The following is a 24,006-nucleotide window of genomic DNA, read 5'->3' on the forward strand; positions in this document are numbered from 1 at the left end:
GGGCTCTGCGGGTCGCAAGCGGATCAAGGGGGGCTATGCCATCACGACGGTGGTGTGAACCTCAACCTTGAGCGCGCGCTTGATGGCGGCGAAGATCGCCGAGAGGTTGTTCATGGTTGGATTGCCCGAGGCCGACAGCATCCGGTGCAGGCTCTTGGCTGGCTTGTGGATTTCCTCGGTCAGCGACTCGAACCCGACGGTTGCATTCACTAGGTCACGCAAGATGAGTTTGGCGGTGTCGGGCTCGCCGTCGATGAACAGGGTGATCGCCTCGTCGAGCAAGGCCTGGGCAAAAGCCGGATCGGTCTGCACGCGGGCAACCACGGTTGCTTTGAAATCACGGGTCAGTGCCATGGGTTGCGCTCCTTTTTTCGTTCGTGCCTTGCGGCGCTTGTGGTCTTCCCACAAGGCCTTCAGGCCGTCTTTGGCCAGGTAGATGCGGTAGCCCGGCCGCCAGTCGATCTTGTACTCGCCAATGCCACGGAACCACTCCACATTCGACAGGTTGCCCTGCGCCATCCGCGCAGCGGCCACGCTGACCTTGGCGGCAGCCATCGGATAAGAGCAGCTCTTTGATTTGGTAGATCATTGGTGAAATGGTAATACATACGTTTCCGTTGGCGTGACCCGGATCGCAAGCCGGTCTATACACCGGCTGGCCGCCCTCTATCTGCTGGAGGCAGCTGTCGCCCTGATTGGTCGGGCCGCCACAGCAAAGCCCGTGCGGGTGCTTGGCGAGGGCCAAAGGAGAGGGCAGAACAGAGCAGGGTAGGGATTCCAGTTGCTGCATTGCCCGTAAGGTGATTTTGCCTTACCATAAAGGCCCCACTCAAACGAAGCGAGCGCACCCATGACCACCTTGACCGTTACCGCACGGGGGCAAGTGACCTTTAGAAAAGACGTGCTGCAGCACCTCGGCATCAGGCCGGGGGAAAAGATCGAGCTGGATTTGCTGCCCGATGGCCGGGGCGTGATCAAAGCCGCCCAGCCAACCGGAACCATTTCCGGCTTCGTCGGCTTGCTGGCCGGCCGGACCAACAAAGTCGCCACCATTGATGAAATCAACACGGCGGCCGCACAAGGCTGGGCCGGAAAAGATCGATGAAAGTCGTTGTCGATACCAACGTACTGGTGCGCGCTGCCGTGGGCGATGACCCTGAGCAAGCAAGCATTGCCGCCAAGGTTTTGACCGATGCCGAGTTGATCGCGGTCGCGCTGCCGTGCCTGTGCGAATTTGTATGGGTGCTGCTCCGGGTTTACGGCCTCAAACCCACCGACGCAGCCGCCGCGATCCGCGCCCTGCTCGCCGCCGCCAATGTGGAAGTGAATCGGCCAGCCGTGGAGGCCGGGCTGTCGGTGCTCGAAGCGGGAGGGGATTTTGCCGATGGCGTGATCGCTTACGAAGGCAACTGGCTCGGTGGGGAAACCTTCGTTTCCTTCGACCGCAAAGCGGTGGCCCTGCTCACCGCACAAGGCCAGTCGGCACGCCTTTTGTGAGCCGGTCTATACACCCCGGCTGGCCGCCCTTGGTCTGTAGGCGGCCGCACCGCCCCCGTAAGCCCCCTCAAACCCCCAGCTTATCCCGCTCCGAAGTAAACGCATCGGCATAAAACTCGTGCTCGGGCAGGCCGGCGGCGGCAAAGTCGCGCCGCGCCGCTTCCACCACCACCGGCGCACCGCAGGCATAGACTTGGTGGCCGGACAGGTCGGGGAAGTCGGCCAGCACGGCCAGGTGCACAAAGCCGCTGCGCCCACTCCAGCCGTCTGCGGGCAGCGCGTCGGACACCACCGGCACGTAGCGCAGGTTGGGCATGTCGGCGCACTGGCTGGCGATCCAGTCGTGCAGGTACAAATCGGCTGGGCGCCGGCCACCCCAGTAGAGGGTGATGGGGCGCTCGCAGTTGAGCAGGCGCAGGTGCTCGATCAGCGCCTTGATGGGCGCCATGCCGGTGCCCGAGGCCAACAGGATGATGGGCTTGGCGCTGTCGGGGCGCAAATAAAAGCCGCCCAGCGGGCCTTCGATGCGCAGGATGTCTTTTTCTTTCAGGCCGCCAAACACCTGGTCGGTGAACTTGCCGCCGGGCAGGTGCCGGATGTGCAGTTCCAGCCCCGGCGCCAGCGCCTGAAAATGCGGCGCGCTGGCCATCGAGTAGCTGCGCCGGCTGCCGTCGCGCAGCAGCACGTCGATGTACTGGCCGGCGTGGTAGTCGAATCGGTCGCTGGCGGGCAGTTGCAGGTGCACGATCATCACGTCGTCGGTGGCGCGCTGCAGCGCTTTCACGCGCACGGGCAGCTTTTTCACCGGAAAGGCGTCGGCCGCGCCCACCTGCTTGGATTCGAGCACCACGTCGCTGAGCGGCTGGGCGCGGCAGGTGAGCACGTAGCCGGCCGCCTGCTCGGCCTCGGACAGCGCCTTGGGCTGAAACGCGCCGTGCTCGACCGTGCCACTGAGCTTTTTGCATTTGCACGAGCCGCAAGCCCCGTCTTGGCAGCCATAGGGCAGGGCCACGCCCTGGCGGATGGCGGCAAGCAGCACGGTTTCGCCGCTTTCGGCGCTAAACTGGCGGGCGCTGGGTTCGATGGTGATGGTGTAGCTCATGCGGGCGCGGTTCCTAGGGTGGGGCCGGTAGCAGCCAAAGCGGCTATTTTCTCAAATTGGATGGCGCTCATGACCCTGCTGGGGGCTTTGCCGGCGCGCTTTAGGCGCGAGCGGGTGTTGATCCGCGCGGGTGGCTTTAGACCATGGGCCTAGACTGGGGCGCCATTTTTGACTAGACTGAGCGACAACTGGCGTGTAAGCCAGCCCAAGGAACCCATGAACAGCGCCCCTTTGCCCCCGCCTTTGATGTCTGCCCTGGCCTTGCTGGGCGGCGAGGCCGTGTTGCACGCCCACCCTAGGGCCTCGATGGACTGGATCCCCTTGGTGCGCCAAGGCTTGCCGTCGGCATCGGTGGATGCGGCGGTGCGCCTGACGCAGATCACGCACGCGCAGTTGGCCCAAGCCCTAGCGATCGCCCCGCGCACTCTGGCGCGGCGCAAGCGCGCCGGGGCTTTGGCGCCCGAGGAATCGGCCAAGCTGCTGCGCTTTGCGCGCATCGTCGAGCGCGCCGAAACGGTGTTTGAGGGCGCCGAGCCGGCCCTAAGCTGGCTGCAAAGCCCAAACGCGGCGCTGGGCGGCGTGACGCCGCTTTCATTGCTCGACACCGACCTGGGCGCCGACAGCGTGCTCGACGCCCTGGGCCGCATCGAGCACGGCGTGTTTGCCTGAGGGCAATTTTGCATGACCATGCTGCTGGGGGCTTTGCCGGCGCGCTTTAGGCGCGAGCGGGTGTTGATCGTGGGCTGCGGCGACGTGGGCTTGCGCTGCGCGGCGCTGCTGCGGCCGGGGCGGCGCGTGTTGGCGCTCACCTCGTCGCCCGAGCGCGTGGCGCTGCTGCGCGCCCAAGGCGTGGTGCCGCTGCTGGGCAACCTAGACGACCGCGCCAGCCTGCAGCGCTTGGCCGGGCTGGCCACTAGGGTGCTGTATCTGGCGCCGCCACCCAATGCGGGCACCACCACCACCGACCCGCGCAGCCGCGCTCTGGCGCAAGCGCTGGGGCGGCGCAGCCGGCCGCGCAAGCTGGTCTATGGCTCCACCAGCGGCGTCTATGGCGACTGCGCCGGCGCCTGGGTGAGCGAAACCCGCCCGCCGCAGCCCAGCACGGCGCGCGGGCAGCGCCGGCTGGAGGCCGAGCGCACCTGGCGCAATTGGGGCCGCTGGCGCGGGGTGGATGTGTCGCTGCTGCGCATCCCCGGCATTTATGGCGGTGGCCGTGCCGGTGGCGCGCGCGAGCGCCTGCTGCGCGGCACGCCGGTGCTGTGCTCGCCAGACGACGTGTACACCAACCACATCCATGCCGACGACCTGGCCCGCGCCTGCGTGCGCGCGCTCTGGTGGCACGCGCCGCAGCGCTGCGCCCATGTCTGCGACGACAGCGAATTGCGTATGGGCGACTACTTCGACCTGGCCGCCGACCTGTACGGCCTGCCACGGCCAGCGCGCATCAGCCGCACCGAGGCCGCCGCGCAGCTGAGCCCGATGCTGCTGAGCTTCATGAGCGAATCGCGCCGGCTGCACAACCAGCGCCTGAAGCGCGAGCTGCGGCTGGTTTTGCGCTACCCCACGCCGCAGCAGGGTCTTTGGGCCTAGATTCGGGTTTAAGCGGCGACCTGCGCGCCCACGGTGGTGAGCAGCAGGTAAACCGTGTAGCCCACAAAGCTCAACACCAGCAGCGCGCCGCTGACGCGCGATATGCGCCCGGACTGGCCGCCACGGGTGCGCGCCAGCACAAACAGCGCCAGCGTGAGCGCGGCCATGACCAGCATGTCGCGGTAGAGCACGGCCGGCTCGGCCTGCAGCGGGTGGATGGCCCCGGCCAGCCCGACCACGGCAAGCGTGTTGAATAGGTTGGAGCCCAAGATGTTGCCGATGGCCAGATCGTGCTCCTTTTTGCGCGCCGCCGCGATGCACGAGGCCAGTTCGGGCAGCGAGGTGCCCACCGCCACCACGGTCAGGCCAATCACCAGCTCGCTCACCCCCAGCGACTGGGCTAGCAGCACCGCGCCCCAGACCAGCAGCCGCGCGCTGGCGATCAGCAGCACCAGCCCGGCAGCCAGCCAGAACCAGGCCAGCCGGACCGAGCCCATGGTGTGCGCGTCCATTTCGGCGGCGGTGTCCTCGCCCAGCGTGTCTTGGCCGCCGCGCGTTCCCTGCCAGACCGCCCAGCCCATGACGCCAGCAAAAACCAGCAGCAGCACCACGGCGTCGAGCCGGCTGATGTCCAAATCCCACAGCAGCGCCACCGACAGCAGCGTGACACCCACCAACAGCGGCAGCTCTTTGCGCAAAATGCCCGACTGCACCACGATCGGGCTGATGAGTGCCGTGATGCCCAAAATGAGCGCGATGTTGGCGATGTTGGAGCCGTAGGCGTTGCCCAGCGCGATGCCGGGGCTGCCCGCCAGCGCCGACAGCGCCGACACCGACAGCTCGGGCGCCGAGGTGCCAAAGCCGATGATCACCACGCCGATGAGCAGCGGCGGCAGGCTGTAGTGGCGCGCCACCGTGGCCGAGGCGTCGATGAACTTGTCGGCCGCCCAAACCAGTACGGCCAGACCCACGAAGACCGACAACAAAGGCAAGAGCAAAGACATGATCGGCTGACCCCCAAAGGCGCTGCAGACAAAAGAAAAGGCAACATCGGGTGGGATGCTGCCTCGGGTGGTGCCGGGGGCCGGACTCGAACCGGCACGGTGGGTTACACCGGCAGATTTTGAATCTGCTGCGTCTACCAATTTCGCCACTCCGGCACTGGAGTGAGGCTGGATTATGGCACATTAGAGGCCTTGAGCGGCCTGCGCTGCCCGGCGCACGGTTCGCATTTTGCTGATTGATCGTCTGATTTAGCCACCATGCCACGCGCCCAGCCTACACAGCCCTCCCAGCCTCACACGCCCGTTGCCCCTTCTGCTCAGTCTGCCAAAGCAGCAAAAGCGGCGAAAGGGGTCAAAGGGGCAGCGGCCACGGCCCAGCCGCCGGCCTACCCGAGCATCGAGTCCACGGTGGGCCAGACGCCGCTGGTGGCGCTGCAGCGCATCGGGGCCGAGGCCAACCGGGCCCGGGGCAATGTGCTGCTGGCCAAGCTCGAGGGCAACAACCCGGCCGGTTCGGTGAAAGACCGGCCGGCGCTGGCCATGATCCGGCGCGCCGAAGAACGCGGCGAGATCGCCCCCGGCGATACCTTGATCGAGGCCACTTCGGGCAACACCGGCATCGCGCTGGCCATGGCGGCGGCGATTCGGGGTTTTCGCATGGTGTTGATCATGCCCGAAGACCTGTCGATCGAGCGCGCCCAGACCATGAAGGCCTTTGGCGCCGAGCTCATCCTCACGCCCAAGAGCGGCGGCATGGAGTACGCGCGCGATCTGGCCGAAAAAATGCAGCGCGAGGGCAAGGGCCGGGTGCTGGACCAGTTTGCCAACCCCGACAACCCGCGCATCCACTACGAGACCACTGGCCCCGAGCTGTGGCAGCAGACGGCTGGGCGCATCACGCATTTTGTGAGCGCCATGGGCACCACCGGCACCATCACCGGCGTGGGCCGCTACCTGAAGGAGCGCAACCCGGCGGTGCGCATCGTGGGCGCGCAGCCGAGCGAGGGCTCGCGCATACCGGGCATCCGCAAATGGCCGCCTGAGTATCTGCCCAAAATCTACGACCCGGCGCAGGTGGACGAGCTGGTGTATGTGAGCCAGGCCGACGCCGAGCAGATGTGCCGCCGGCTGGCCGCCGAGGAGGGGATTTTTGCTGGCATATCGGCTGCTGGGGCTTGCTGGGTGGCGCAGCAGATCGCGGCCACGGTGGAACACGCGACCATCGCCTTCGTGGTCTGCGACCGTGGCGACCGCTACCTGTCCACGGGGGTGTTTCCGGCTTGAGCCGCTGCCTGTGCCCGCGGCGACCAACGCATGCGCGGCGCTAAAATACCCGGCAAAGGTTACACCACACACCATGAATGCAGACCGAGAACTCGACGCCCGCGGCCTAAACTGCCCGCTGCCCATCCTGAAGGCCAAAAAAGCCTTGGCCGAAATGAGCAGCGGCCAGACGCTCAAGATCATCGCCACCGACTCCGGCTCGGTGCGCGACTTTCAAGCCTTTGCCAAACAGACCGGCAACGAGCTGATCGAGCAAGACACCGCCGGGCCCGAGTACGTGTCGGTGCTGCGGCGGCGCTAGGCCCTGCGATTCCCCTCTAGCCCAAGCGCTGCAGCTGCTGGCGCACTTGGGCCAGGGTGGCATCGAAGTCGGCCAGGCGTTTGCGCTCTTGCTCGAGCACGGCGGGCGGGGCTTTGGCCACAAAGGCCGGGTTGTTGAGCTTGGCTTGGGCCTTGGCGCTTTCGGCCTCGAGCCGCGCCGCTTCTTTGCCTAGGCGCGTGCGTTCGGCGCCTACGTCCACCTCGACGTACAGGCACAGGCGCAGATCGCCCTGCATGGCCACAGGGGCGGCGGCGGCGGCGGCGCTCCAAGCGGTTTCGTCGGCAAAGGGGCGCACTTCGCTCAAGCGCGCCAGCGCCTGCAACTGCGGCGCCATGCGCGCCAGCCATTGGGCTTGGGCGCTGCTGTGGGCGTAGGCGTACAGCGGCAGGCGCTGCGCTGGCGACACGCCAAGCTCACCGCGCAGGTTGCGGCAGGCGTCGATCACGGCTTTGAGCTGCGCCACTTCGGCTTCGGCGGCCGGGTCGATGCGCTCGGGCTGCGCCAGCGGAAAGGGCGCGACGCTGATGCTGGCTTGGGGCAGCGGCTGGCCGTTGGCGTCTTGCGGCCAGCGCCCGGCCACGGGGGCCACGGTTTGCCACAGCGCTTCGGTGATGAAGGGGATGATGGGGTGCGCCAGCCGCAGCAGGGTTTCGAGGCTGCGGATGAGGGTGCGGCGGGTGGCGCGCTGCTGCGCCGGGCTGCCCTGTTGCAGCTGCACTTTGGCCAGCTCCAAGTACCAGTCGCAAAACTCGTTCCAGACCAGTTCGTACACGGTTTGCGCCACGAGGTCGAGCCGGTAGTCGGCATAGCCTTGGGCCACTTCGGCCTCTGCGCGTTGCAGGCGCGAGACGATCCAGCGGTCGGCGGCGCTGAAGTCGAGGTAGGCGCCATCGGTATGGGCGCAGCTGCTGGGGGGGTGGGCGTCTAGGCCGCAGTCGTGGCCTTCGCAGTGCATGAGCACGAAGCGGGTGGCGTTCCAGAGTTTGTTGCAGAAGTTGCGGTAGCCTTCGCAGCGTTTGCTGTCGAAGTTGATGCTGCGCCCTAGGCTGGCTAGGGCGGCGAAGGTCAGGCGCAGGGCGTCGGCGCCGTAGGCGGGGATGCCGTCGGGGAATTCGCGTTCGGTGGCTTTGCGCACGGCGGGCGCGGTTTCGGGTTTGCGCAGGCCGCTGCTGCGTTTGTCGAGCAGGGGCGCGAGTTCGATGCCGTCGATGAGGTCAACCGGGTCGAGCACGTTGCCTTCGCTTTTGCTCATTTTGCGGCCTTGGGCGTCGCGCACCAAGCCGTGGATATAGACGTGGCGAAAGGGCACCCGGCCGGTGAAGTGGGTGCTCATCATGATCATGCGCGCGACCCAAAAAAAGATGATGTCGTAGCCGGTGACGAGCACGCTGCTGGGCAGGTACAGGTCGTAGTCGGTGGGGGCGGCGCTGGCTTGGTTGGCGCTCGCGCCGGAGCCGTCGGGCCAGCCGGGGGCACTCTTGCTTAGGCGTCCTTCGGCCGCAATGGCGCTGCGAGCGCCCCCGGCTGGCCCGCCGTCTCCGGCACTTTTCCCCTCAGCCGCTTGCGGCCAGCCTAGGGTGGAAAACGGGATCAGCGCGCTGGAGTACCAGGTGTCGAGCACGTCGGGGTCGCGCACCAAGCCGGCGGCGAGCAGGGCGTCGCGCTGGCTGGGGTTGAGGCTGGCGCAGCGGGCTTCGAATTGGGCCTGGGCGGCGGCGGCGTCACGCGCCACATAGACTTGGCCCTCGAGGTCGTACCAAGCCGGGATCTGGTGCCCCCACCACAACTGGCGGCTGATGCACCAGTCTTGCAGGTTGCCCATCCACTGGTGGTAGGTGTTGACCCAGTTTTCGGGCACGAAGCGCACCGCGCCGCTGTTGACCGCGTCGATGGCTTTTTGGGCGATGCTGCGGCTGTCGGGGGTGGTGTAGTTGTTGGCGCCATCGGCTGCGTGCGCGCGCGGGGCTTGGTTGACGGCCACGAACCATTGGTCGGTGAGCATGGGCTCCACCACTTGGCCGGTGCGGGTGCAGCGCGGCACCATCAGGCGGTGTTTTTTGGTCTCGACCAGCAGCCCGGCGCTTTGCAGGTCGGCCACCACGCGCTGGCGCGCCTCGAAGCGGTCTAGGCCGCGGTAGGGCGCGGGGGCGTGGTCGTTGAGGGTGGCGTCGAGCGCGAGCACGCCGATGATCGGCAACTGGTGCCGCTGCCCGACGGCGTAGTCGTTGGCGTCGTGCGCCGGCGTGACCTTGACCACACCGGTGCCAAAGGCGCGATCGACGTAGGCGTCGGCGATGACCGGGATTTCGCGTTCGCACAGGGGCAGGCGCACGTACTGGCCCACGAGGTGCGCGTAGCGTTCGTCTTCGGGGTGCACCATCACGGCCACGTCGCCCAGCAGGGTTTCGGGGCGCGTGGTGGCCACCACCATCTGCCCGGCGCCGCTGGCCAGCGGGTAGGCGATGTGCCAGAGCCAGCCGTCTTCTTCCTCGCTCTCAACTTCGAGGTCGGACACGGCGCTCTTGAGCACCGGGTCCCAGTTGACCAGCCGCTTGCCGCGGTAGATCAGGCCCTGCTCGTACAGGCGCACGAAGGTCTCGGTGACCACCGGCGACAGGCGCTCGTCCATGGTGAAGTATTCGCGGCTCCAGTCCACGCTGTCGCCCATGCGCCGCATCTGTTGCGTGATGGTCTGGCCGGATTGCTCTTTCCACTGCCACACGTGTTCGATGAAGCGCTGGCGCGACGCGGTTTCGGTGGCGCCGAGCTGGTGCCGGTTGCGCCCCTGGGCCTGCAACTGGCGCTCGACCACGATCTGGGTGGCGATGCCGGCGTGGTCGGTGCCCGGCATCCAGAGCGTGTTGTGGCCCAGCATGCGGTGGTAGCGCGTGAGGCTGTCCATCACGGTCTGGTTGAAGGCGTGCCCCATGTGCAAGGTGCCGGTGACGTTGGGCGGCGGCAACTGGATGGCAAAGGCGGGCACGCCGGCCTGCGCCTGCCCCGTGCCGCGCACGCCCGCGCGCCCCAAGCCGCGCCGCTCCCATTCGGGCCCCCAGCGCGCCTCGAGTTCGGCCGGTTGGAACGATTTGGGCAGGCTGTGCAGGCCCGGTTGGGCAGGGGTGTCAGGCATGGTGGGCAAGGTGCGGGCTGGGGAAGGGTTCGCGGGCGGCTGCACTGGGGCAGGGGGGTGGTCGATTTTATCGGGCTGGCGGGGGGTGGCGGGCAGGGGGTGGCGGGCGGGCGGGCGTGGTCGCAGAGCTTCCTTTTGATATTGGCCCTTGTGTGATATAACATAGCAAGGTGTTATACTGAATGCCCAACGCACGGAGGCCGCCATGCACTTCAACATCTATCTCGACGACAGCACCGGGCAGCAGCTCAACGCCATGGCACTGCAGGTGGGGCAGAGCCGCAATGCGCTGATCCGCGCTGCGGTGCGCGAGTGGCTGGCGCAGCAATCCCAGCCGCAATGGCCCCAAGCCGTGGCCAGCTTTCAGGGTCTGGCCGATGTGCCGCGGTTTGAAGCCAGCCGCGAGCGGCTCAAAGCGCCGGTGGATGATCCGCTGGCATGAAGTATCTGCTCGACACCTGCACGGTGTCCGATTTTGTCAAGGGCCAAGCGGGCGTGATGGCCCGCCTGAAGGCGACCTCACCGAAGCTGATCGTGGTCTCGGCGCTCACGCGCATGGAGATCGATTATGGGCTCGCGCTCAACAGCGAGCGCGCCCGCAAGCTGGCGCCGGTGCTCGATGCCTTGTTTTCGGTCGTCGGTACCGTGCCCTTCAACGAGGCCGACGCGAAGGCCACGGCGGCCATTCGCGCGGCGCTCAAGCTGCAGGGCCAGCCCATCGGCGCTTACGATGCGCTGATTGCCGGCACCGGCGTGGCACGCGGCCTGATCGTGGTGACCTCCAACGTGGGCGAGTTCAACCGCGTCAGCGGCTTGCAGGTCGAGAACTGGCGCTAGCTGAGAAAATCGTGGCCTGACCCTCATGGCTGTGGCCAAGGAGCGCGAAGCGTGGCTCGCCCAAACTTTCGAGGATTTGCAAGCATGAGAAAAAACCATTTCACACTCACCGCCGTCGAGGTCTTGCCCGACACCCGTCTGCGCTTGACCTATGCCGACGGTCAGGGCTTTGAGGTCGATCTGAACGACTGGATCGGCGCCACCCAGGCGCTCGCGCCCCTTCGCGCCCCAGCCGTTTATGCTCAAGCGCGGTTGGGCGATTTTGGGCAGCACGTGCAGTGGGCCGAGGGCGAGATTGAGTTGGCGGCCGACAATCTGCGCAACCTTAGCGTCGAACAAGCGGGCGGCATCGGGCATGAGCGCATCTGGAGCTGGTTGCACCAGCCCGCCCGCCGCCTTGCGCTGCCCCGATAATCGCGCATTAAGCAGAGCCCCCGCCGCAGACCAGAGGACCCGCCACCGATGTTGTTTTTGTTGTCGCCCGCCAAAGCGCTCGATTTCGAGACCCCTGCCCACAGCGCCAGCCACAGCCAGCCGCAGTTTGTGGCGCAGGCGGCCGAACTGGTGGCGCAGTTGCGCGCCCTGGCGCCGCACGAGCTGGCCGAGCTCATGGGCCTGAGCGACAAGCTGGCGGCGCTCAATGCGGCGCGCTTTCAGGCTTGGGAGCCGGTTTTTACGCCTGCCAACGCCAAGCAGGCGCTGTTGGCTTTCGACGGCGATGTGTACGATGGCTTGCAGGCGCGCACTTTGAGCGAAGCCGATCTGCAGTGGGCGCAACAGCACCTGTGCATCTTGAGCGGCCTGTACGGCGTGCTGCGTCCGCTCGATCTGATGCAGCCCTACCGGCTCGAAATGGGCACCCGGCTGGCCACCGCCCGGGGCAAAAACCTGGTGCAATACTGGGGCCGCCAGATCAGCGACTACCTGAACCAGCGCGCCAGCACCGACCCGGTGCCGCTGGTCGTCAACCTGGCCAGCGAGGAATACTTCAAGGCGGTGAATGCATCGGCCCTGCAGCCGCGGGTGGTGCAGTGCGTGTTTGAGCAACTGCACGGCGGGCGCTACCGGGTCATGGGTTTTGCCGCCAAGCGCGCGCGCGGCCTGATGATGCGCCACGCCATCGACTGCCGCGCCATCAGCCTCGAGCAGCTCAAAGCTTTCAACGCCGAAGGCTACCGCTTTGTAGCCAGCGAATCGGGGCCGGATCGGCTGGTGTTCCGCTTGCCGGCCTAAACTCTTTTGCCATGCCCCCCACCGGCCAGCCAGCCCCCACGCCCGCAGCCCTGCCTCAGCCCGACTGGGGCGCGGCGCAGCGCTGCTTTGATTGCGGCGATCGGTCGGTGGAGCTGCGGCTGCGCTTGCAGCACCCGCCGCTGGCGCTGTTCGATGGGCTGCTCACGCCGGCCGAGTGCGCGCAGCTGATCGAGGCCGCGCGGCCGCGGCTCAAGCGCTCGCTCACCGTGCAGACGCGCAGCGGGGGCAGCGAAATCAACCCCGACCGCACCAGCAGCGGCATGTTTTTTGGGCGCGGCGAAACCGAGCTGGTGCGACGCCTAGAGGCGCGCATTGCCCGCTTGCTGCGCTGGCCGATTGAATACGGCGAGGGTTTGCAGGTGCTGCACTACCCCGAGGGCGGCGAGTACAAGCCGCATTACGACTACTTCGACCCAGGCGAGCCCGGCACCCCCGCCCTGACGCGGCGCGGCGGCCAGCGCTTGGCCACGGTGCTGATTTACCTCAATCAAGTGCCGCGCGGCGGCGCCACGACCTTCCCCGATCTGGGGCTCGAGGTGCTGCCGCAGTGCGGGCAGGCGCTGTATTTTGCTTATGAACGCCCACACCCCAGCACCCGCACCCTGCACGGCAGCGTGCCGGTATGGGAGGGCGAAAAGTGGATCGCCACCAAGTGGTTGCGCGAGCACACCTTTGTCTGATGCCCCCCTCCAGTCACACGCATAGCCCCATCCAGCCGATGTCGTCCACCTGCCCACCGCCCGATCAGTCCCCGCAGCCCCTGCTGCTCGGCCAGCCCACCGCCTACCCCGAGCGCTACGACCCCACGCTGCTGTGCCCGCTGCCGCGTGCGCCCAAGCGCGCCGAGCTGGGCGTAGGGGCCACCTTGCCCTTTCTGGGGGCCGATCTGTGGACGGCTTACGAGCTCAGCTGGCTCAATGCGCGCGGCAAGCCGCAGCTGGCGATCGTGCATTTCACCGTGCCCTGCGAGACGCCGCAGCTGATCGAGAGCAAATCGTTCAAGCTCTACCTCAACAGCTACAACCAGAGCGTGTTCGACAGCGCCGAAGCGGTGCAGCAGCGCCTGCGCCAGGATTTGACCGAGGCGCTGTGGCGCGGCAGCGAGCGCAGCGGCGGCGTGGGCGTGCGCCTGCTGCGCCCGGCGCAGTTTGGCCAGGAGCGCTTGCAAGCGCTCGAGGGCCTGAGCCTGGACCGACTGGATGAGGAGTGCAGCGACTACGAGCCCGCCCCGCAGCACCTGCAGGCCGACACCAGCCAAGCCGTGGTGCAAGAGGTGCTGACCAGCGACCTGCTCAAAAGCAACTGCCCCGTGACCGGCCAGCCCGACTGGGCCAGCGTGCAGATCGCCTACAGCGGGGCGCCGATCGAACAAGCCGGCCTGTTGCGCTACTTGGTGAGCTTCAGGCAGCACACCGGATTTCACGAGCAATGCGTGGAGCGCATCTACCTCGACATCTGGCAGCGCTGCCGCCCGCTCAAGCTCAGCGTCTATGCGCGCTACACGCGCCGCGGCGGGCTCGACATCAACCCCTGGCGCTGCAGCCACCCGCAGCAGCCGCCCGAGCCGGTGCGCACGGCGCGCCAATAGGGTGGGGTGGCTGGCTCTTGACAAGGACCTGTGCGCTGGATTTAATAACAGTTGTTAACAGTTAGGAGAATCTGCGATGCCGACCAGTGTGGCCCTCAGCCCCCATTTTGAAACCTTCATCCGCCAGCAGGTAGAGGCGGGCCGCTTCAACAACGCCAGCGAGGTGGTGCGCGCTGGGCTGCGCCTGCTCGAAGAGCGCGAAGCCGAACAAGCCGCCAAGCTGCAGGCCCTGCGCGAGGCGATTGCCGTGGGCTTGGCCAGTGGGCCGTGCCTGTCAGAGGAGGAGGTTTTTGACCGCCTAGAGGCCAAGTTTCTCGCGCTGGCCGAAGCGGCCGAAAGAGTTTGATGCAATTGGTGTTTTTGCCCAAGGCCGAGCAGGATCTCGAGGCCATCGGTGACTACATCGCGCTAAACAACCCACGCCGTGCCGCCAGTTTTGTGCGCGAGTTGCAAGCGCAGTGCCGCAAGCTGGCCATGTCGCCCAAAGCCTACAGGCCCCGGCCAGAGCTCGGCAAAGGTCTGCGCTCATGCGCCCACGGCAACTACCTCATTCTCTACGCAGAGAGCGACGGACTGGTGCAGATCGTGCGCATCCTGCACGGCGCGATGGACATCGAGGCGCAGTTTGCAGAAAACTAAAAAATCAGGATCAGGCCACGAGTTCCCACGCAGCGGCATCGGCCCTAGCCCCGTAGCCCCCGTACAATTCGTGCCCATCAACTACACACAGGAGCGTGCATGAACAAGGTCTATCCCAGTGCGGCGGCGGCGCTGCAGGGCGTGGTGGCCGATGGGCAACTGATCGCGGTGGGCGGCTTTGGCCTGTGCGGCATCCCCGAGGCGCTGATTGACGCGCTGCGCGACAGCGGCGTGCGCGACCTGACGGTGATCTCCAACAACGCTGGGGTCGATGGCTTTGGCTTGGGCAAGCTGCTCGAGACGCGCCAGATTCGCAAGATGATTTCGTCTTATGTGGGCGAAAACAAAGAATTTGAGCGCCAGTATTTGGCCGGCGAGCTCGAGCTCGAGTTCACCCCGCAGGGCACCCTGGCCGAAAAACTGCGCGCCGGCGGCGCCGGCATCCCGGCGTTTTTCACCAAAACCGGCGTCGGCACCCTGGTGGCCGAGGGCAAAGAGCTGCGCGACTTCGACGGCTCCACTTATGTGATGGAGCGCGCCCTGCGGCCCGACGTGGCGCTGGTCAAGGCCGACGTGGCCGACCTGTCGGGCAACCTGCGCTTTCACCTCACGGCGCGCAACTTCAACCCGGCCGCGGCCATGGCCGGCAAACTGTGCATCGTCGAGGTCGAGCGCATCGTGGCCACTGGCGACATCGCCCCCGACGACGTGCACCTGCCCGGCATCTACGTGCACCGCATCGTGCACAACCCCACGCCCGAAAAGCGCATCGAAAAGCGCACCACCCGCGACCGCAAATTCTGACACCGCAGGAGCCCCCCATGCCTTGGACCCAAGACCAGATGGCCGCCCGCGCGGCGCAAGAATTGCAAGACGGCTTTTACGTCAACCTCGGCATCGGCATCCCGACGCTGGTGGCCAACCACGTGCCTGACCACATCGAGGTCTGGCTGCAAAGCGAAAACGGCATGCTCGGCATCGGCCCCTTCCCCTACGAGGACGAAGTGGATGCCGACCTGATCAACGCCGGCAAACAGACCGTGACCACCATCAAGGGCTCGTCGATCTTTGGCAGCCACGACAGCTTTGCCATGATCCGCGGCGGCAAGATCAACCTCTCGATCTTGGGCGCGATGCAAGTCACCGGCAGCGGCGATTTGGCCAACTGGATGATTCCGGGCAAGATGGTCAAGGGCATGGGCGGCGCCATGGACTTGGTGGCCGGCGTGCCGCGCGTGGTGGTGCTGATGGAGCACGTGGCGCGCAAAAAAGACGGCAGCACCGACCTGAAAATCATCCCCCAATGCACCCTGCCGCTCACCGGCAAAGGGGTGGTGAACCGCATCATCACCGACCTGGGGGTGATGGACGTGACGCCCGAAGGCCTTAAGCTGGTGGAACTGGCCGAGGGCGTGACGCGCGACGAAATCCAGAGCAAAACCGGGGTGCCGCTGCTCTGAACCTTTGGGGGCGGGCTGCTCCACGCCGGGCCCCCATTACGTCTCGGCGGCTTCGATCAAAAAACGCAGGCGGCGCCGTCCTTGCCACTCGTCGGCGTCTAGCCGGTAGGCCAGCCGGGCGCGCGCAGGCAGCGTTTCGGTGCGGCCAAACCAGATGCCATCGACCGGCTCGCCGCCGTGGCGCAGCTTGAGCGCGAGGTGTTTTTGCCCCAGCAGGCGTTGCGACAGCACCTCGAGCTCTTCGCAAAACAGCGGCGGGGCAAAGCCCTGGCCCCAAACCTGCTGCTGCAGCGAGTCGCACAAGTCCAGGCGGCGGTACTGGGGCTCGAGCGCGCCGTCGGTCTCGAGGCGCTGCTGCAGGGTGGCGGCGTCGAGCCATTCGCTGCCGATCTGCTCGAAGGCGGCGGCAAAGGTGGGCAGCTGATCGGCGGCAATGGTGCAGCCGGCCGCGGCAGCGTGGCCACCAAAGCGCAGCAGCACGCCGGGGTGGCGCTTGGCGATCAAATCGAGTGCGTCGCGCAAGTGAAAACCCACGATCGAGCGCCCTGAACCCTTGAGCGTGCCCGACTGGTCGGCGGCCTGGCTGGGCGCAAACACGAAGGTGGGACGGTGCAGCTTGTCTTTGAGCCGCGCCGCCACGATGCCGATCACGCCTTCGTGAAAGGCGCTGTCGTACAGGCACAAAGCCGGCGGGGTGGCGGTGTGGGTGGTGCAGCGTTCTTCGGCCAGTTGCAGCGCCTGCTCGCGCATCTCGCCCTCTAGGCTTTTGCGCTGGCGGTTGATGGCGTCGAGCGTTTGCGCCAGCTCGGCTGCGCGCGCCGGGTCGTCGCAGCTCAGGCATTCGATGCCCAGCCGCATGTCGCTCAAGCGGCCGGCGGCATTGATGCGCGGCCCGAGGGCGAAGCCGAGGTCGAAGCTGCTGGCCAAGGCGCTGCGCCGGCCGGCGACCTCAAACAGCGCCGCCAGACCGGCGGGCATCTGCCCGTTGCGGATGCGCTTGAGGCCCTGCGCCACCAAGCGCCGGTTGAGGGCGTCGAGCCGCACCACGTCGGCCACCGTGCCCAGCGCCACCAGCGGCAGCAGCGGGTCGAGGCGCGGCTGGTTGCTGGCGCCAAACAAACCGCGCGCGCGCAGCTCGGCGCGCAGCGCCAGCAGCACATAAAACATCACCCCGACCCCGGCCAGCGCCTTGCTCTCGAAGCCGCAGTCGGGCTGGTTGGGGTTGACGATGACGCAGTCTTGGGGCAGCGCCACGCTGCCGCCGATCACGGCGGGCAGGTGGTGGTCGGTGATCAGCACTTGCAGGCCCAGGGCGCGCGCGTGCGCCACGCCTTCGACGCTGGCGATGCCGTTGTCCACCGTCACCAGCACGTCGGCCCCACTGGCGTGCACGCGCGTGGCGATGGCGGGCGTCAGGCCATAGCCGTCTTGCACGCGGTCGGGCACCAAGTAGTCGGCGCGGCTCCAGCCCAGCGGTTGGCCCAGCAGGCGCAAGCCGCGCAGGGCCAGCGCGCAAGCGCTGGCGCCGTCGCAGTCGTAATCGGCCACGATGCAGATGCGCTCGCCCGTTTGCAAGGCATGGGCCAGCAGTCGCGCGGCGTCGGTGCAGCCGCGCATCTGCTCGGGTGGCGGCAGCAGGGCCAACTGGTCGTCGAGTTCGTCGGGGGAGCGCACGCCGCGGCCAGCGTATAGGCGCGCCAGCAAGGGGTGGATGCCGGCTTGTTCGAGCGCCCAGATGGCTCGAGGCGGGGCGTCGCGCAGGGTGATTTTCAAGCTTGGGGCCAAATAGAGGAGGGGAGGGCGCCATGCCACGGTTTTGCCATGCAAGCGTCAAATGTCTTTCACACAGCAGCGCTAGCATCGATAAAGCTTCAGCCGCTGGCTGATCGTTGATTGCTGTTTTACATCAAGGCTCAAACCCCATGCAACCCATACGCGCCCGCGCCACCAGCGCCGATCATACCGCCGCCTCTGGCCCGAGCACAGCGCTGCCCCACAGCAGCCATGCCAGCACGGCGGCCGGTCGGGCGTGGGTGTTTTTCAAGCGCTGGCTGGCCAATCCGCTGCAAATGGGCTCCATTGTGCCCTCGTCGGACGCGCTTGGCAGCTTGGTGGCCGCAGCGGTGCACCGCGGCCCCGACGGCATGGTGCTCGAGCTGGGCGCCGGCACCGGGGCCATCACGGCGGCCATGATCCGTGGCGGCGTCGGCCCCGAGCGCTTGATTGTGGTGGAAATCGTGCCCGAAATGGCCGAGGTGCTGCGCCGAACCTACCCCGGGGTCACGGTGATCTGCGGCGACGCCTGGAGCCTGCCGCAGTTGCTCGGCCTGCAAGCGCTGGGGCGCATCGGCAGCGTGGTCTGCGGCATCCCCATGGTGTTGCTGCCACTCGAGCGCCAGCAGGGGCTGATCGACGCCATCGAGGCCGTGGCCCCCGGGCGCGGCTTTCTGCATTACTCGTACTGCGTCACCTCGCCGCTGTCGGCGCACAAGCTGGGCCTGCAGGGCAAGCGCGAAGCCTGGACGCCGGCCAACTTTCCGCCGGCCTCGGTGTGGCGCTACACGCCGCAGGCGGCGCGTTGAGCGGGCGCAGTAGCAGCCGGAGCCACAGCGGGGGGCGGCAGCCAATTTGCACCAGCGGCAGCGCTTTGCGCTAACATAGCCTGTTTTCATCCCCCCCGCTTCGTTCCCGCCCAGGGCGGCCGGCCCGGACCCGCTCTCGACTTCATGCAGCTTCCCTACGAACTCCGGCTCGGCTGGCGTTACACCCGCGCTGGCCGCTCCAGCCGGCGCAACGGTTTCATCTCCTTCATCAGCGGCGTGTCGATGTTGGGCATCGCGCTGGGCGTGGCGGCCTTGATCATCGTGCTCAGCGTGATGAACGGCTTTCAGACCGAGGTCCGCGACCGCATGCTGGGCGTGCTGGCGCACGTCGAGGTGTTCGCGCCTGGCGAGCAAGCCATCCCGCACCTGGATCTGACCTTGAGCCAAGTGCGCGCGCACCCCGAGGTTATCGGCGCCGCGCCCTTCATCGCCGCGCAGGGCTTGCTGGCGTGGGGCGACACCATGCGCGGCGCGCAGATTCGGGGCATCGACCCGGTGCTCGAGCCCGAGGTGACCGAACTGGCGGCCGAGCAGCAGGCGCTGGCGCAGCTGCAGCCGGGTGCCTTTGGCGTGGTGCTGGGGGCGGCGCTGGCGCGCAACCTGGGCGTGGGGCTGGGCGATGCGGTGACGCTGATCGTGCCCAGCGGCCAGCTCACGCCGGCGGGGGTGATGCCGCGCATGCGCCAGCTCACGGTGTCGGGCCTGTTCGATTCGGGTCACCACGAGTTCGACTCCACCCTGGCGTATCTGCACTACCAAGACGCGGCGCGGCTGTTTCGCCTCGAAGGCCCCACCGGGGTGCGGCTCAAAATCCGCGATCTGCACCAAGCCCCCGAAGTGGCCCTGCAACTGGCGGCCACGCTCAGCGGCGACCTGTTCATCCGCGACTGGACGCGCGTCAACCGCACCTGGTTTGCCGCCGTGCAACTGGAAAAACGCATGATGTTCATCATCCTGACGCTGATCGTCGCGGTGGCGGCGTTCAACCTCGTCTCGACATTGGTGATGACCGTGACCGACAAGCGCGCCGACATCGCCATTTTGCGCACCCTGGGGGCGAGCCCGGGCAGCATCATGGCCACCTTCATGGTGCAGGGGGCGCTGGCCGGCCTGATCGGCACCGCGCTCGGGCTGCTGCTCGGGCTGGGGGTGGCGTTCAACGTCGATACCCTGATGGCGGGGCTCGAGCGCCTGCTCGGCTTTACCCTGCTGCCACCCGAGATTTACCTCATCACCACCTTGCCTAGCGACCCGCGCGCCGCCGACATCGTGCCGATCGTGCTGATCGCGCTGCTGCTGGCTTTTTTGGCCACCATTTACCCGAGCTGGCGCGCCAGCCGCGTCAACCCCGCCGAGGCGCTGCGCTATGAGTGAGCAAGCCCAAACGCCCGTGGTGCTGGCCGCGCAGGGGCTGGTCAAGCGCTTTCGCGAAGGGCCGATCGACCTCACCGTGCTGCAAGGCGTCGATCTGCAAGTCTGCGCCGGCCAGACGCTGGCTATCGTCGGCGCCTCGGGCTGCGGCAAGAGCACGCTGCTGCACCTGCTCGGCGGGCTCGATGCGCCCAGCAGCGGCGCGGTGCAGCTCTGCGGCCAGCCGCTGCACCAGTTGGGGCCGGCGCAGCAAGGGCAGTTGCGCAACCGCCATCTGGGGTTTGTCTATCAATTCCACCACTTGCTGCCCGAGTTTTCGGCGCTCGACAACGTCGCCATGCCGCTGTGGATTCGGCGCGAGCCGCGTGCGCAAGCGGCCGAGCAGGCCGCGCACTGGCTTGCGCGGGTGGGGCTGGCCGAGCGCACCCAGCACCGCCCAGCCGAGCTCTCGGGCGGCGAGCGCCAGCGCGTGGCCTTGGCGCGCGCGTTGGTGACCAAGCCGGCGTGCGTGCTGGCCGACGAACCCACCGGCAACCTAGACCGCACCAGCGCCGGTACGGTGTTCGAGCTCATGCTCGAGCTGGCGCGCCAGCAGGGCACGGCCTTTGTGGTCGTGACCCACGACCCCGAGCTGGCGCGGCGCTGCGACCGGGTGCTGCAAATGCAGGGTGGGCGTTTGCAGCCGCTGGGCCCAGCGTAGAGCCTGCGCTACCGTTGCCCAGCTGCACTACCGCTGTCTTGCGCTCAAGCCGCCAGAACCCTGTGGCGTAGCGATGGCAATCCACTGAACTCAGTCGGATATTTTGAATCGAATATAAAATCTAGGTTCTTTATTCAGAAAGATGAAGCCGTGAAAGCGAATCGTCGCACTGCAATCAAGACCGGTGGCGCCTTGGCGTCTTTGGTCGCGCTGGGCATCGTCACCGCCCAGCAAGCCCACGCCGCGGGTCGGCCGGGCTTTGAGGCGCGCACCCTGCAAGACGCCCTGCGGGCCGTGGGCGGCGTGCCAGCCCCGAGCAACCAAATCCGCGTCACCTCGCCCGATATCGCCGAAAACGGCGCTTTGGTGCCGGTGGGTGTTTCCAGCATCTTGCCCGGCGTCACCGAATTGTTCATTTTGGTGGAGGACAACCCGTTTCCGCTGCTGGCTGCGTTCACCCTTGCGCCGGGCACCGAGCCCGAGGTGCAGATCCGCATCCGCATGGGCCAAAGCAGCAACATCGTGGCCGTGGTGCGCTCCAATGGGCAGCTGTTTTCGGCCACCAAGAGCACGCGGGTGACCTTGGGCGGCTGCGGCGCCTGATCGCAAAGCCCGCACAAAGCCCACGCCCCACCCAGACACACCCGCGCCACACCCTTGCAGCCTTAGGAGCCAGCAACCATGTCCACCAGACCGATGCGCATCCGTGCCACCGAAGAAGCCGGCCTGACCACCGTGCGCGTGCTCATGGAACACCCGATGGAAACCGGCGTGCGCCGCAACGCCGACGGTGCCCCGATCCCCTCGCACTACATCACCCTCGTAGAGGCCACCCACAATGGGCGCGCCGTGCTCAGCGCGCAGTGGGGCACGGCGGTGGCGCAAAACCCCTTGCTTACGTTTCGCTTCCGGGGCGCCGCCAAGGGCGACCGGGTGGCGGTGCGCTGGACCGACAACCGCGGCGGCACGCGCACCGACGAAGCCGTGATCGCCTAAACCGGCTCAAGCCACCGGGTAGGTGCCGGGCAGCAGAATGGAGCGGTCCACGGTGTCGATGGCGGTGTGGCCGGTGAAGGCCATGCTGATTTCCAGCTCTTTTTGGATCAGCTCCAACACCTTGCTCACACCGGCTTGGCCTTGGGCACCCAAGCCATAGAGGAAGGCGCGGCCGATGTAGGTGCCACGGGCGCCCAATGCGCGCGCTTTGAGCACGTCTTGACCGCTGCGGATGCCGCCGTCCATATGCACCTCGATCTGCGAGCCCACGGCCGCCACGATCTTGGGCAGGGCGTGGATGCTGCTCTCGGCGCCGTCGAGCTGGCGCCCGCCGTGGTTGCTCACGATCAGCGCGTCGGCCCCCGATTGCACCGCCAGCCGGGCATCGGCTTCGTCTTGTATGCCCTTGAGGATCAGTTTGCCGCCCCAGCGCTGCTTCACCCACTCGACGTCGGCCCAGCTCAGGCCGGGGTCAAACTGCTGCGCCGTCCAGGCGCTGAGCTGCGACATATCGCTCACGCCCTTGACGTGGCCGACGATGTTGCCAAATTGGCGCCGTTTGGTGCCCGCCATGCCCAGACACCAGCGCGGTTTGCTGAGCAGGTCGAGCACGCTGGCCACGGTGGGTTTGGGCGGGGCCGAGAGGCCGTTTTTGAGGTCTTTGTGGCGCTGGCCCAGAATTTGCAAATCCAGCGTGAGCACCAGCGCCGAGCAGCCGGCGGCCTTGGCGCGGTCGATCAGGCGCTCGATGAAGTCGCGGTCGCGCATCACGTAGAGCTGAAACCAGAAACCAGGCCCGGCGTGCTCGGCCACGTCTTCGATCGAGCAGATGCTCATGGTCGAGAGCGTGAACGGCACGCCGAAGGCGCGCGCGGCGCGGGCGGCGAGGATTTCGCCGTCGGCGTGCTGCATGCCGGTCAGGCCGGTGGGGGCGAGCGCGACCGGCATCGCCACCTCCTGGCCGATCAGGGTGCTGCGGGTGCTGCGGCCCTCCATGTTGACCGCCACGCGCTGGCGCAGCTTGATGGGCACGAAGTCGGCCTCGTTGGCGCGGTAGGTGCTTTCGGTCCACGAGCCGCTGTCGGCGTAGTCGTAAAACATGCGTGGCACGCGCTTTTGGGCCAAGCGGCGCAGGTCTTCGACGCAGGTGATGACGGTCATGGGCGGGTCTCCTGTGAGTGATCCCGCATGGTAGCGCCCGGGGGCAGCAAAGGCCGCCCTAGGCGATTGAAAAGCGGCTGCTGGGGCGTGAAATATGGCGCTGCTGTCGCGCTGGAGGGCTTACTTGGGTGGCTTACTGCGCCGTGTGCAGGCACTCGGTCAGCTTGAGCCCGGTGAGCTGGTGGATGGCGCGCCCGATGTAGTAGAGCACGAGCAGCATCATCAGCGTGGCCGGGATGGCGATCATGGGGTAGCTCAGGAGCGTAAGGCGCCCGAGCTCTTCGTTGAAGGCGGTGGTGCCGGCCGGGCTGACCACGATCCAGCGCGCCAGAATGAAGTTCATGGTGGCCGAAAAGAAGAAGGTGGCGCCCAGCATCCAGGTGGCGCGCAGCAGGCGGGCTTCAAATTCGGCTTGGGCACCGCGCAGCTGCAACTGCGCCTGCACGCGCTCGACATCGATCAGCCGCGGGTGGTAGAGCACGGTGCGGATGAGCGGGTAGCGGGTCCAGGTGGAGCCGATGACCACCAAACCGATCAGGCCCGGGATGGCGGCCTCTTTCACGGCCAGCCAAAAGGCGTCGAGCTCGAGCAGCCCGATGCCGCCGGTGAGCCCGATGCTGACCAAGCCCAGCACGGCAAAGGGGTTGATGCGGCTTTGCAGCCACAGGTCGCGCGCGCCCCAACCAAGCGGAAAAGCCAGCGCCAGCAGCAGCGCGTTGACGGGGCCGAGGTCTTCGGGGCCGCTGAGCTGCATCAGGATGATCGACGGCACGATGACCGCGATCAGGACCTCGGTCAGGGGGCTGGTGGGTTTGCGCTCGGTCATGGGGCTTAGCTGCAGCTGATGCTGCCGCAACCGCTCATGCTCGCCGGGCGCACCCGGGAGGGGTCGGGCAGGGTTTCGGTTTGGGTGTCGAATTGCAGCGCTTGCAGGTGCTGCGCCAGCCCGGCGTCCATGCTCTGCGCGTGCAGGGGCAGCCACTCGACCAGCGCCTCGGCCATGCGGGTGATGATGCTGCGGTCGCCTTGGTGGAAGTGCGCTTCGACGGCGATGAGGGTGTCGAGCACGCTTTTGTGCTGCAGGCTGTGGCAGTTGTCGGCGGTGAAGCCGCTGGCCAGCATCCAGCGGTCTTCTTGGGCGAAGTGCTCGGTGGTGTGCGCGAGCAGTGCGCGGTAGGGTTCGAGCTGCTGCTCAGGCGGCAGGGCGCGCAGGCGCGCCAGCATGTCCACCATCTCTTGGTGCGTGGCGTCCATGCGCGCGTCGCCCGTTTGCAGCGCCTCGGACCACTGCAGATCGGGCACGGGCGGAAACTCGCGCACTGGGGCGCTGGGGGCTGCTGCTGGGCTGGTGGTGGGCTCGAGGGTGGCGGTGTTCATAGCTTTACAGGATAGCGCCAGCGGGTGACTCAGGCCTTGATTCGCATCAAATGCCTGAGTCCTGCAGCCGGATTAAGTTCAGAAAGCGCCA

The 24,006-nt window shown here is 67.0% G+C and carries 28 protein-coding genes, 1 tRNA gene and 1 pseudogene; 21 read left to right on the forward strand and 9 right to left on the reverse strand.

What is annotated here, in order from left to right; genetic code table 11:
* Nucleotides 1–33: 33 nt before the first annotated feature.
* Nucleotides 34–555 (reverse strand): hypothetical protein, encoded by a 522-nt coding sequence (locus ACVMK0_RS02700; RefSeq protein ID WP_476464210.1) that lies wholly within the window; start codon nt 553–555, stop codon nt 34–36.
* 295 nt (nt 556–850) lie between these two features.
* On the opposite strand from ACVMK0_RS02700, the gene ACVMK0_RS02705 reads away from it, so the two are divergent.
* On the forward strand, nt 851–1,105 hold the full coding sequence (locus ACVMK0_RS02705) for an AbrB/MazE/SpoVT family DNA-binding domain-containing protein (protein WP_476464211.1): 255 nt from the start codon (nt 851–853) through the stop codon (nt 1,103–1,105).
* Entirely contained in the window at nt 1,102–1,497 is a 396-nt protein-coding gene (locus ACVMK0_RS02710) for a type II toxin-antitoxin system VapC family toxin (RefSeq protein WP_476464212.1), read from the forward strand. Before ACVMK0_RS02705 ends, ACVMK0_RS02710 begins: the two co-directional genes overlap by 4 nt.
* A 67-nt stretch (nt 1,498–1,564) precedes the next feature.
* On the opposite strand, the gene ACVMK0_RS02715 is transcribed toward ACVMK0_RS02710, so the two are convergent.
* Nucleotides 1,565–2,599, reverse strand: coding sequence for a CDP-6-deoxy-delta-3,4-glucoseen reductase (locus ACVMK0_RS02715; RefSeq protein ID WP_476464213.1), 1,035 nt, complete (start codon nt 2,597–2,599; stop codon nt 1,565–1,567).
* A gap of 246 nt (nt 2,600–2,845) precedes the next feature.
* Here ACVMK0_RS02715 and parS point away from each other — a divergent pair, with 246 nt between their 5' ends.
* Both parS and ACVMK0_RS02725 read left to right on the forward strand, forming a co-directional pair.
* Nucleotides 2,846–3,268 (forward strand): type II RES/Xre toxin-antitoxin system antitoxin, encoded by a 423-nt coding sequence (gene parS, locus ACVMK0_RS02720; RefSeq protein WP_476464214.1) that lies wholly within the window; start codon nt 2,846–2,848, stop codon nt 3,266–3,268.
* A gap of 12 nt (nt 3,269–3,280) precedes the next feature.
* A complete protein-coding gene (locus ACVMK0_RS02725) occupies nt 3,281–4,189 on the forward strand; it encodes an SDR family oxidoreductase (protein ID WP_476464215.1) in 909 nt (302 codons plus the stop codon).
* 8 nt (nt 4,190–4,197) lie between these two features.
* Here the strand turns inward: ACVMK0_RS02725 and ACVMK0_RS02730 are convergent, their stop codons facing one another.
* Together ACVMK0_RS02730 and ACVMK0_RS02735 are read right to left on the reverse strand one after the other, a co-directional pair.
* Nucleotides 4,198–5,193 (reverse strand): calcium/sodium antiporter, encoded by a 996-nt coding sequence (locus ACVMK0_RS02730; protein WP_476464216.1) that lies wholly within the window; start codon nt 5,191–5,193, stop codon nt 4,198–4,200.
* 68 nt (nt 5,194–5,261) lie between these two features.
* Nucleotides 5,262–5,349: transfer RNA gene (locus ACVMK0_RS02735), tRNA-Leu, on the reverse strand.
* 252 nt (nt 5,350–5,601) lie between these two features.
* Between ACVMK0_RS02735 and cysM the strand changes: the two genes are divergently transcribed.
* Both cysM and ACVMK0_RS02745 read left to right on the forward strand, forming a co-directional pair.
* Nucleotides 5,602–6,477, forward strand: a complete 876-nt coding sequence (gene cysM, locus ACVMK0_RS02740; RefSeq protein ID WP_476464217.1) for a cysteine synthase CysM — start codon at nt 5,602–5,604, stop codon at nt 6,475–6,477.
* 73 nt (nt 6,478–6,550) lie between these two features.
* Entirely contained in the window at nt 6,551–6,778 is a 228-nt protein-coding gene (locus ACVMK0_RS02745) for a sulfurtransferase TusA family protein (RefSeq protein WP_034112787.1), read from the forward strand.
* Between the two features lie 16 nt (nt 6,779–6,794).
* Here ACVMK0_RS02745 and ACVMK0_RS02750 read toward each other — a convergent pair whose 3' ends face one another.
* Nucleotides 6,795–9,929, reverse strand: a complete 3,135-nt coding sequence (locus ACVMK0_RS02750; protein ID WP_476464218.1) for a valine--tRNA ligase — start codon at nt 9,927–9,929, stop codon at nt 6,795–6,797.
* Between the two features lie 205 nt (nt 9,930–10,134).
* On the opposite strand from ACVMK0_RS02750, the gene ACVMK0_RS02755 reads away from it, so the two are divergent.
* The 10 genes and pseudogenes from ACVMK0_RS02755 to ACVMK0_RS02800 all read left to right on the forward strand — a co-directional run bounded on the left by ACVMK0_RS02755 (nt 10,135) and on the right by ACVMK0_RS02800 (nt 15,707).
* Nucleotides 10,135–10,371 (forward strand): ribbon-helix-helix domain-containing protein, encoded by a 237-nt coding sequence (locus tag ACVMK0_RS02755; RefSeq protein ID WP_476464219.1) that lies wholly within the window; start codon nt 10,135–10,137, stop codon nt 10,369–10,371.
* Entirely contained in the window at nt 10,368–10,766 is a 399-nt protein-coding gene (locus ACVMK0_RS02760; RefSeq protein WP_476464220.1) for a PIN domain-containing protein, read from the forward strand. The genes ACVMK0_RS02755 and ACVMK0_RS02760 overlap by 4 nt, the downstream gene beginning before the upstream one ends.
* Nucleotides 10,767–10,850: 84 nt before the next feature.
* Nucleotides 10,851–11,180 (forward strand): DUF2442 domain-containing protein, encoded by a 330-nt coding sequence (locus ACVMK0_RS02765; RefSeq protein ID WP_476464221.1) that lies wholly within the window; start codon nt 10,851–10,853, stop codon nt 11,178–11,180.
* A 48-nt stretch (nt 11,181–11,228) separates the two neighbouring features.
* Nucleotides 11,229–11,999 carry a peroxide stress protein YaaA gene (gene yaaA, locus ACVMK0_RS02770; RefSeq protein WP_476464222.1) on the forward strand — a complete coding sequence of 257 codons (771 nt, stop codon included), beginning with the start codon at nt 11,229–11,231 and terminating at the stop codon, nt 11,997–11,999.
* Nucleotides 12,000–12,010: 11 nt separating this feature from the next.
* Nucleotides 12,011–12,700 (forward strand): annotated as a pseudogene (locus ACVMK0_RS02775) (2OG-Fe(II) oxygenase); the annotation flags it as partial.
* A 38-nt stretch (nt 12,701–12,738) separates the two neighbouring features.
* Nucleotides 12,739–13,608 carry an NADPH-dependent 7-cyano-7-deazaguanine reductase QueF gene (gene queF / locus ACVMK0_RS02780; protein ID WP_476464640.1) on the forward strand — a complete coding sequence of 290 codons (870 nt, stop codon included), beginning with the start codon at nt 12,739–12,741 and terminating at the stop codon, nt 13,606–13,608.
* A gap of 76 nt (nt 13,609–13,684) precedes the next feature.
* Entirely contained in the window at nt 13,685–13,954 is a 270-nt protein-coding gene (locus tag ACVMK0_RS02785; protein WP_476464223.1) for a type II toxin-antitoxin system ParD family antitoxin, read from the forward strand.
* Nucleotides 13,954–14,247: a type II toxin-antitoxin system RelE/ParE family toxin gene (locus tag ACVMK0_RS02790; protein ID WP_476464224.1), complete on the forward strand. Its 294-nt coding sequence runs from the start codon at nt 13,954–13,956 to the stop codon at nt 14,245–14,247. The genes ACVMK0_RS02785 and ACVMK0_RS02790 overlap by 1 nt, the downstream gene beginning before the upstream one ends.
* A gap of 99 nt (nt 14,248–14,346) precedes the next feature.
* Nucleotides 14,347–15,051 (forward strand): CoA transferase subunit A, encoded by a 705-nt coding sequence (locus ACVMK0_RS02795; protein WP_045534809.1) that lies wholly within the window; start codon nt 14,347–14,349, stop codon nt 15,049–15,051.
* Between the two features lie 17 nt (nt 15,052–15,068).
* Nucleotides 15,069–15,707, forward strand: coding sequence for a 3-oxoacid CoA-transferase subunit B (locus ACVMK0_RS02800; RefSeq protein ID WP_476464225.1), 639 nt, complete (start codon nt 15,069–15,071; stop codon nt 15,705–15,707).
* Between the two features lie 36 nt (nt 15,708–15,743).
* Here ACVMK0_RS02800 and recJ read toward each other — a convergent pair whose 3' ends face one another.
* Nucleotides 15,744–17,480 (reverse strand): single-stranded-DNA-specific exonuclease RecJ, encoded by a 1,737-nt coding sequence (gene recJ, locus ACVMK0_RS02805; RefSeq protein ID WP_476464226.1) that lies wholly within the window; start codon nt 17,478–17,480, stop codon nt 15,744–15,746.
* A gap of 149 nt (nt 17,481–17,629) precedes the next feature.
* Between recJ and ACVMK0_RS02810 the strand changes: the two genes are divergently transcribed.
* The 5 genes from ACVMK0_RS02810 (at nt 17,630) to soxZ (ending at nt 21,377) form a co-directional block, all read left to right on the forward strand.
* Nucleotides 17,630–18,289: a class I SAM-dependent methyltransferase gene (locus ACVMK0_RS02810; protein WP_476464227.1), complete on the forward strand. Its 660-nt coding sequence runs from the start codon at nt 17,630–17,632 to the stop codon at nt 18,287–18,289.
* 144 nt (nt 18,290–18,433) lie between these two features.
* Entirely contained in the window at nt 18,434–19,684 is a 1,251-nt protein-coding gene (locus tag ACVMK0_RS02815) for a lipoprotein-releasing ABC transporter permease subunit (RefSeq protein ID WP_476464228.1), read from the forward strand.
* Complete coding sequence (gene lolD, locus ACVMK0_RS02820) at nt 19,677–20,381, forward strand: lipoprotein-releasing ABC transporter ATP-binding protein LolD (RefSeq protein WP_476464229.1); 705 nt, start codon at nt 19,677–19,679, stop codon at nt 20,379–20,381. Before ACVMK0_RS02815 ends, lolD begins: the two co-directional genes overlap by 8 nt.
* A gap of 150 nt (nt 20,382–20,531) precedes the next feature.
* On the forward strand, nt 20,532–20,984 hold the full coding sequence (soxY, locus tag ACVMK0_RS02825) for a thiosulfate oxidation carrier protein SoxY (RefSeq protein ID WP_045534818.1): 453 nt from the start codon (nt 20,532–20,534) through the stop codon (nt 20,982–20,984).
* 78 nt (nt 20,985–21,062) lie between these two features.
* Nucleotides 21,063–21,377 (forward strand): thiosulfate oxidation carrier complex protein SoxZ, encoded by a 315-nt coding sequence (soxZ, locus tag ACVMK0_RS02830; protein WP_476464230.1) that lies wholly within the window; start codon nt 21,063–21,065, stop codon nt 21,375–21,377.
* A 6-nt stretch (nt 21,378–21,383) separates the two neighbouring features.
* On the opposite strand, the gene ACVMK0_RS02835 is transcribed toward soxZ, so the two are convergent.
* The 3 genes from ACVMK0_RS02835 to ACVMK0_RS02845 all read right to left on the reverse strand — a co-directional run bounded on the left by ACVMK0_RS02835 (nt 21,384) and on the right by ACVMK0_RS02845 (nt 23,915).
* Nucleotides 21,384–22,538, reverse strand: a complete 1,155-nt coding sequence (locus tag ACVMK0_RS02835) for an alpha-hydroxy acid oxidase (protein ID WP_476464231.1) — start codon at nt 22,536–22,538, stop codon at nt 21,384–21,386.
* A 133-nt stretch (nt 22,539–22,671) separates the two neighbouring features.
* Complete coding sequence (locus ACVMK0_RS02840; protein WP_045534823.1) at nt 22,672–23,364, reverse strand: VC0807 family protein; 693 nt, start codon at nt 23,362–23,364, stop codon at nt 22,672–22,674.
* Between the two features lie 5 nt (nt 23,365–23,369).
* The gene (locus ACVMK0_RS02845; RefSeq protein ID WP_476464232.1) at nt 23,370–23,915 is read right to left on the reverse strand and encodes a bacteriohemerythrin; all 546 of its coding nucleotides are present in this window, start codon (nt 23,913–23,915) and stop codon (nt 23,370–23,372) included.
* Nucleotides 23,916–24,006 lie beyond the last annotated feature (91 nt).

The organism is Serpentinimonas sp. SSL01 (assembly GCF_056323735.1).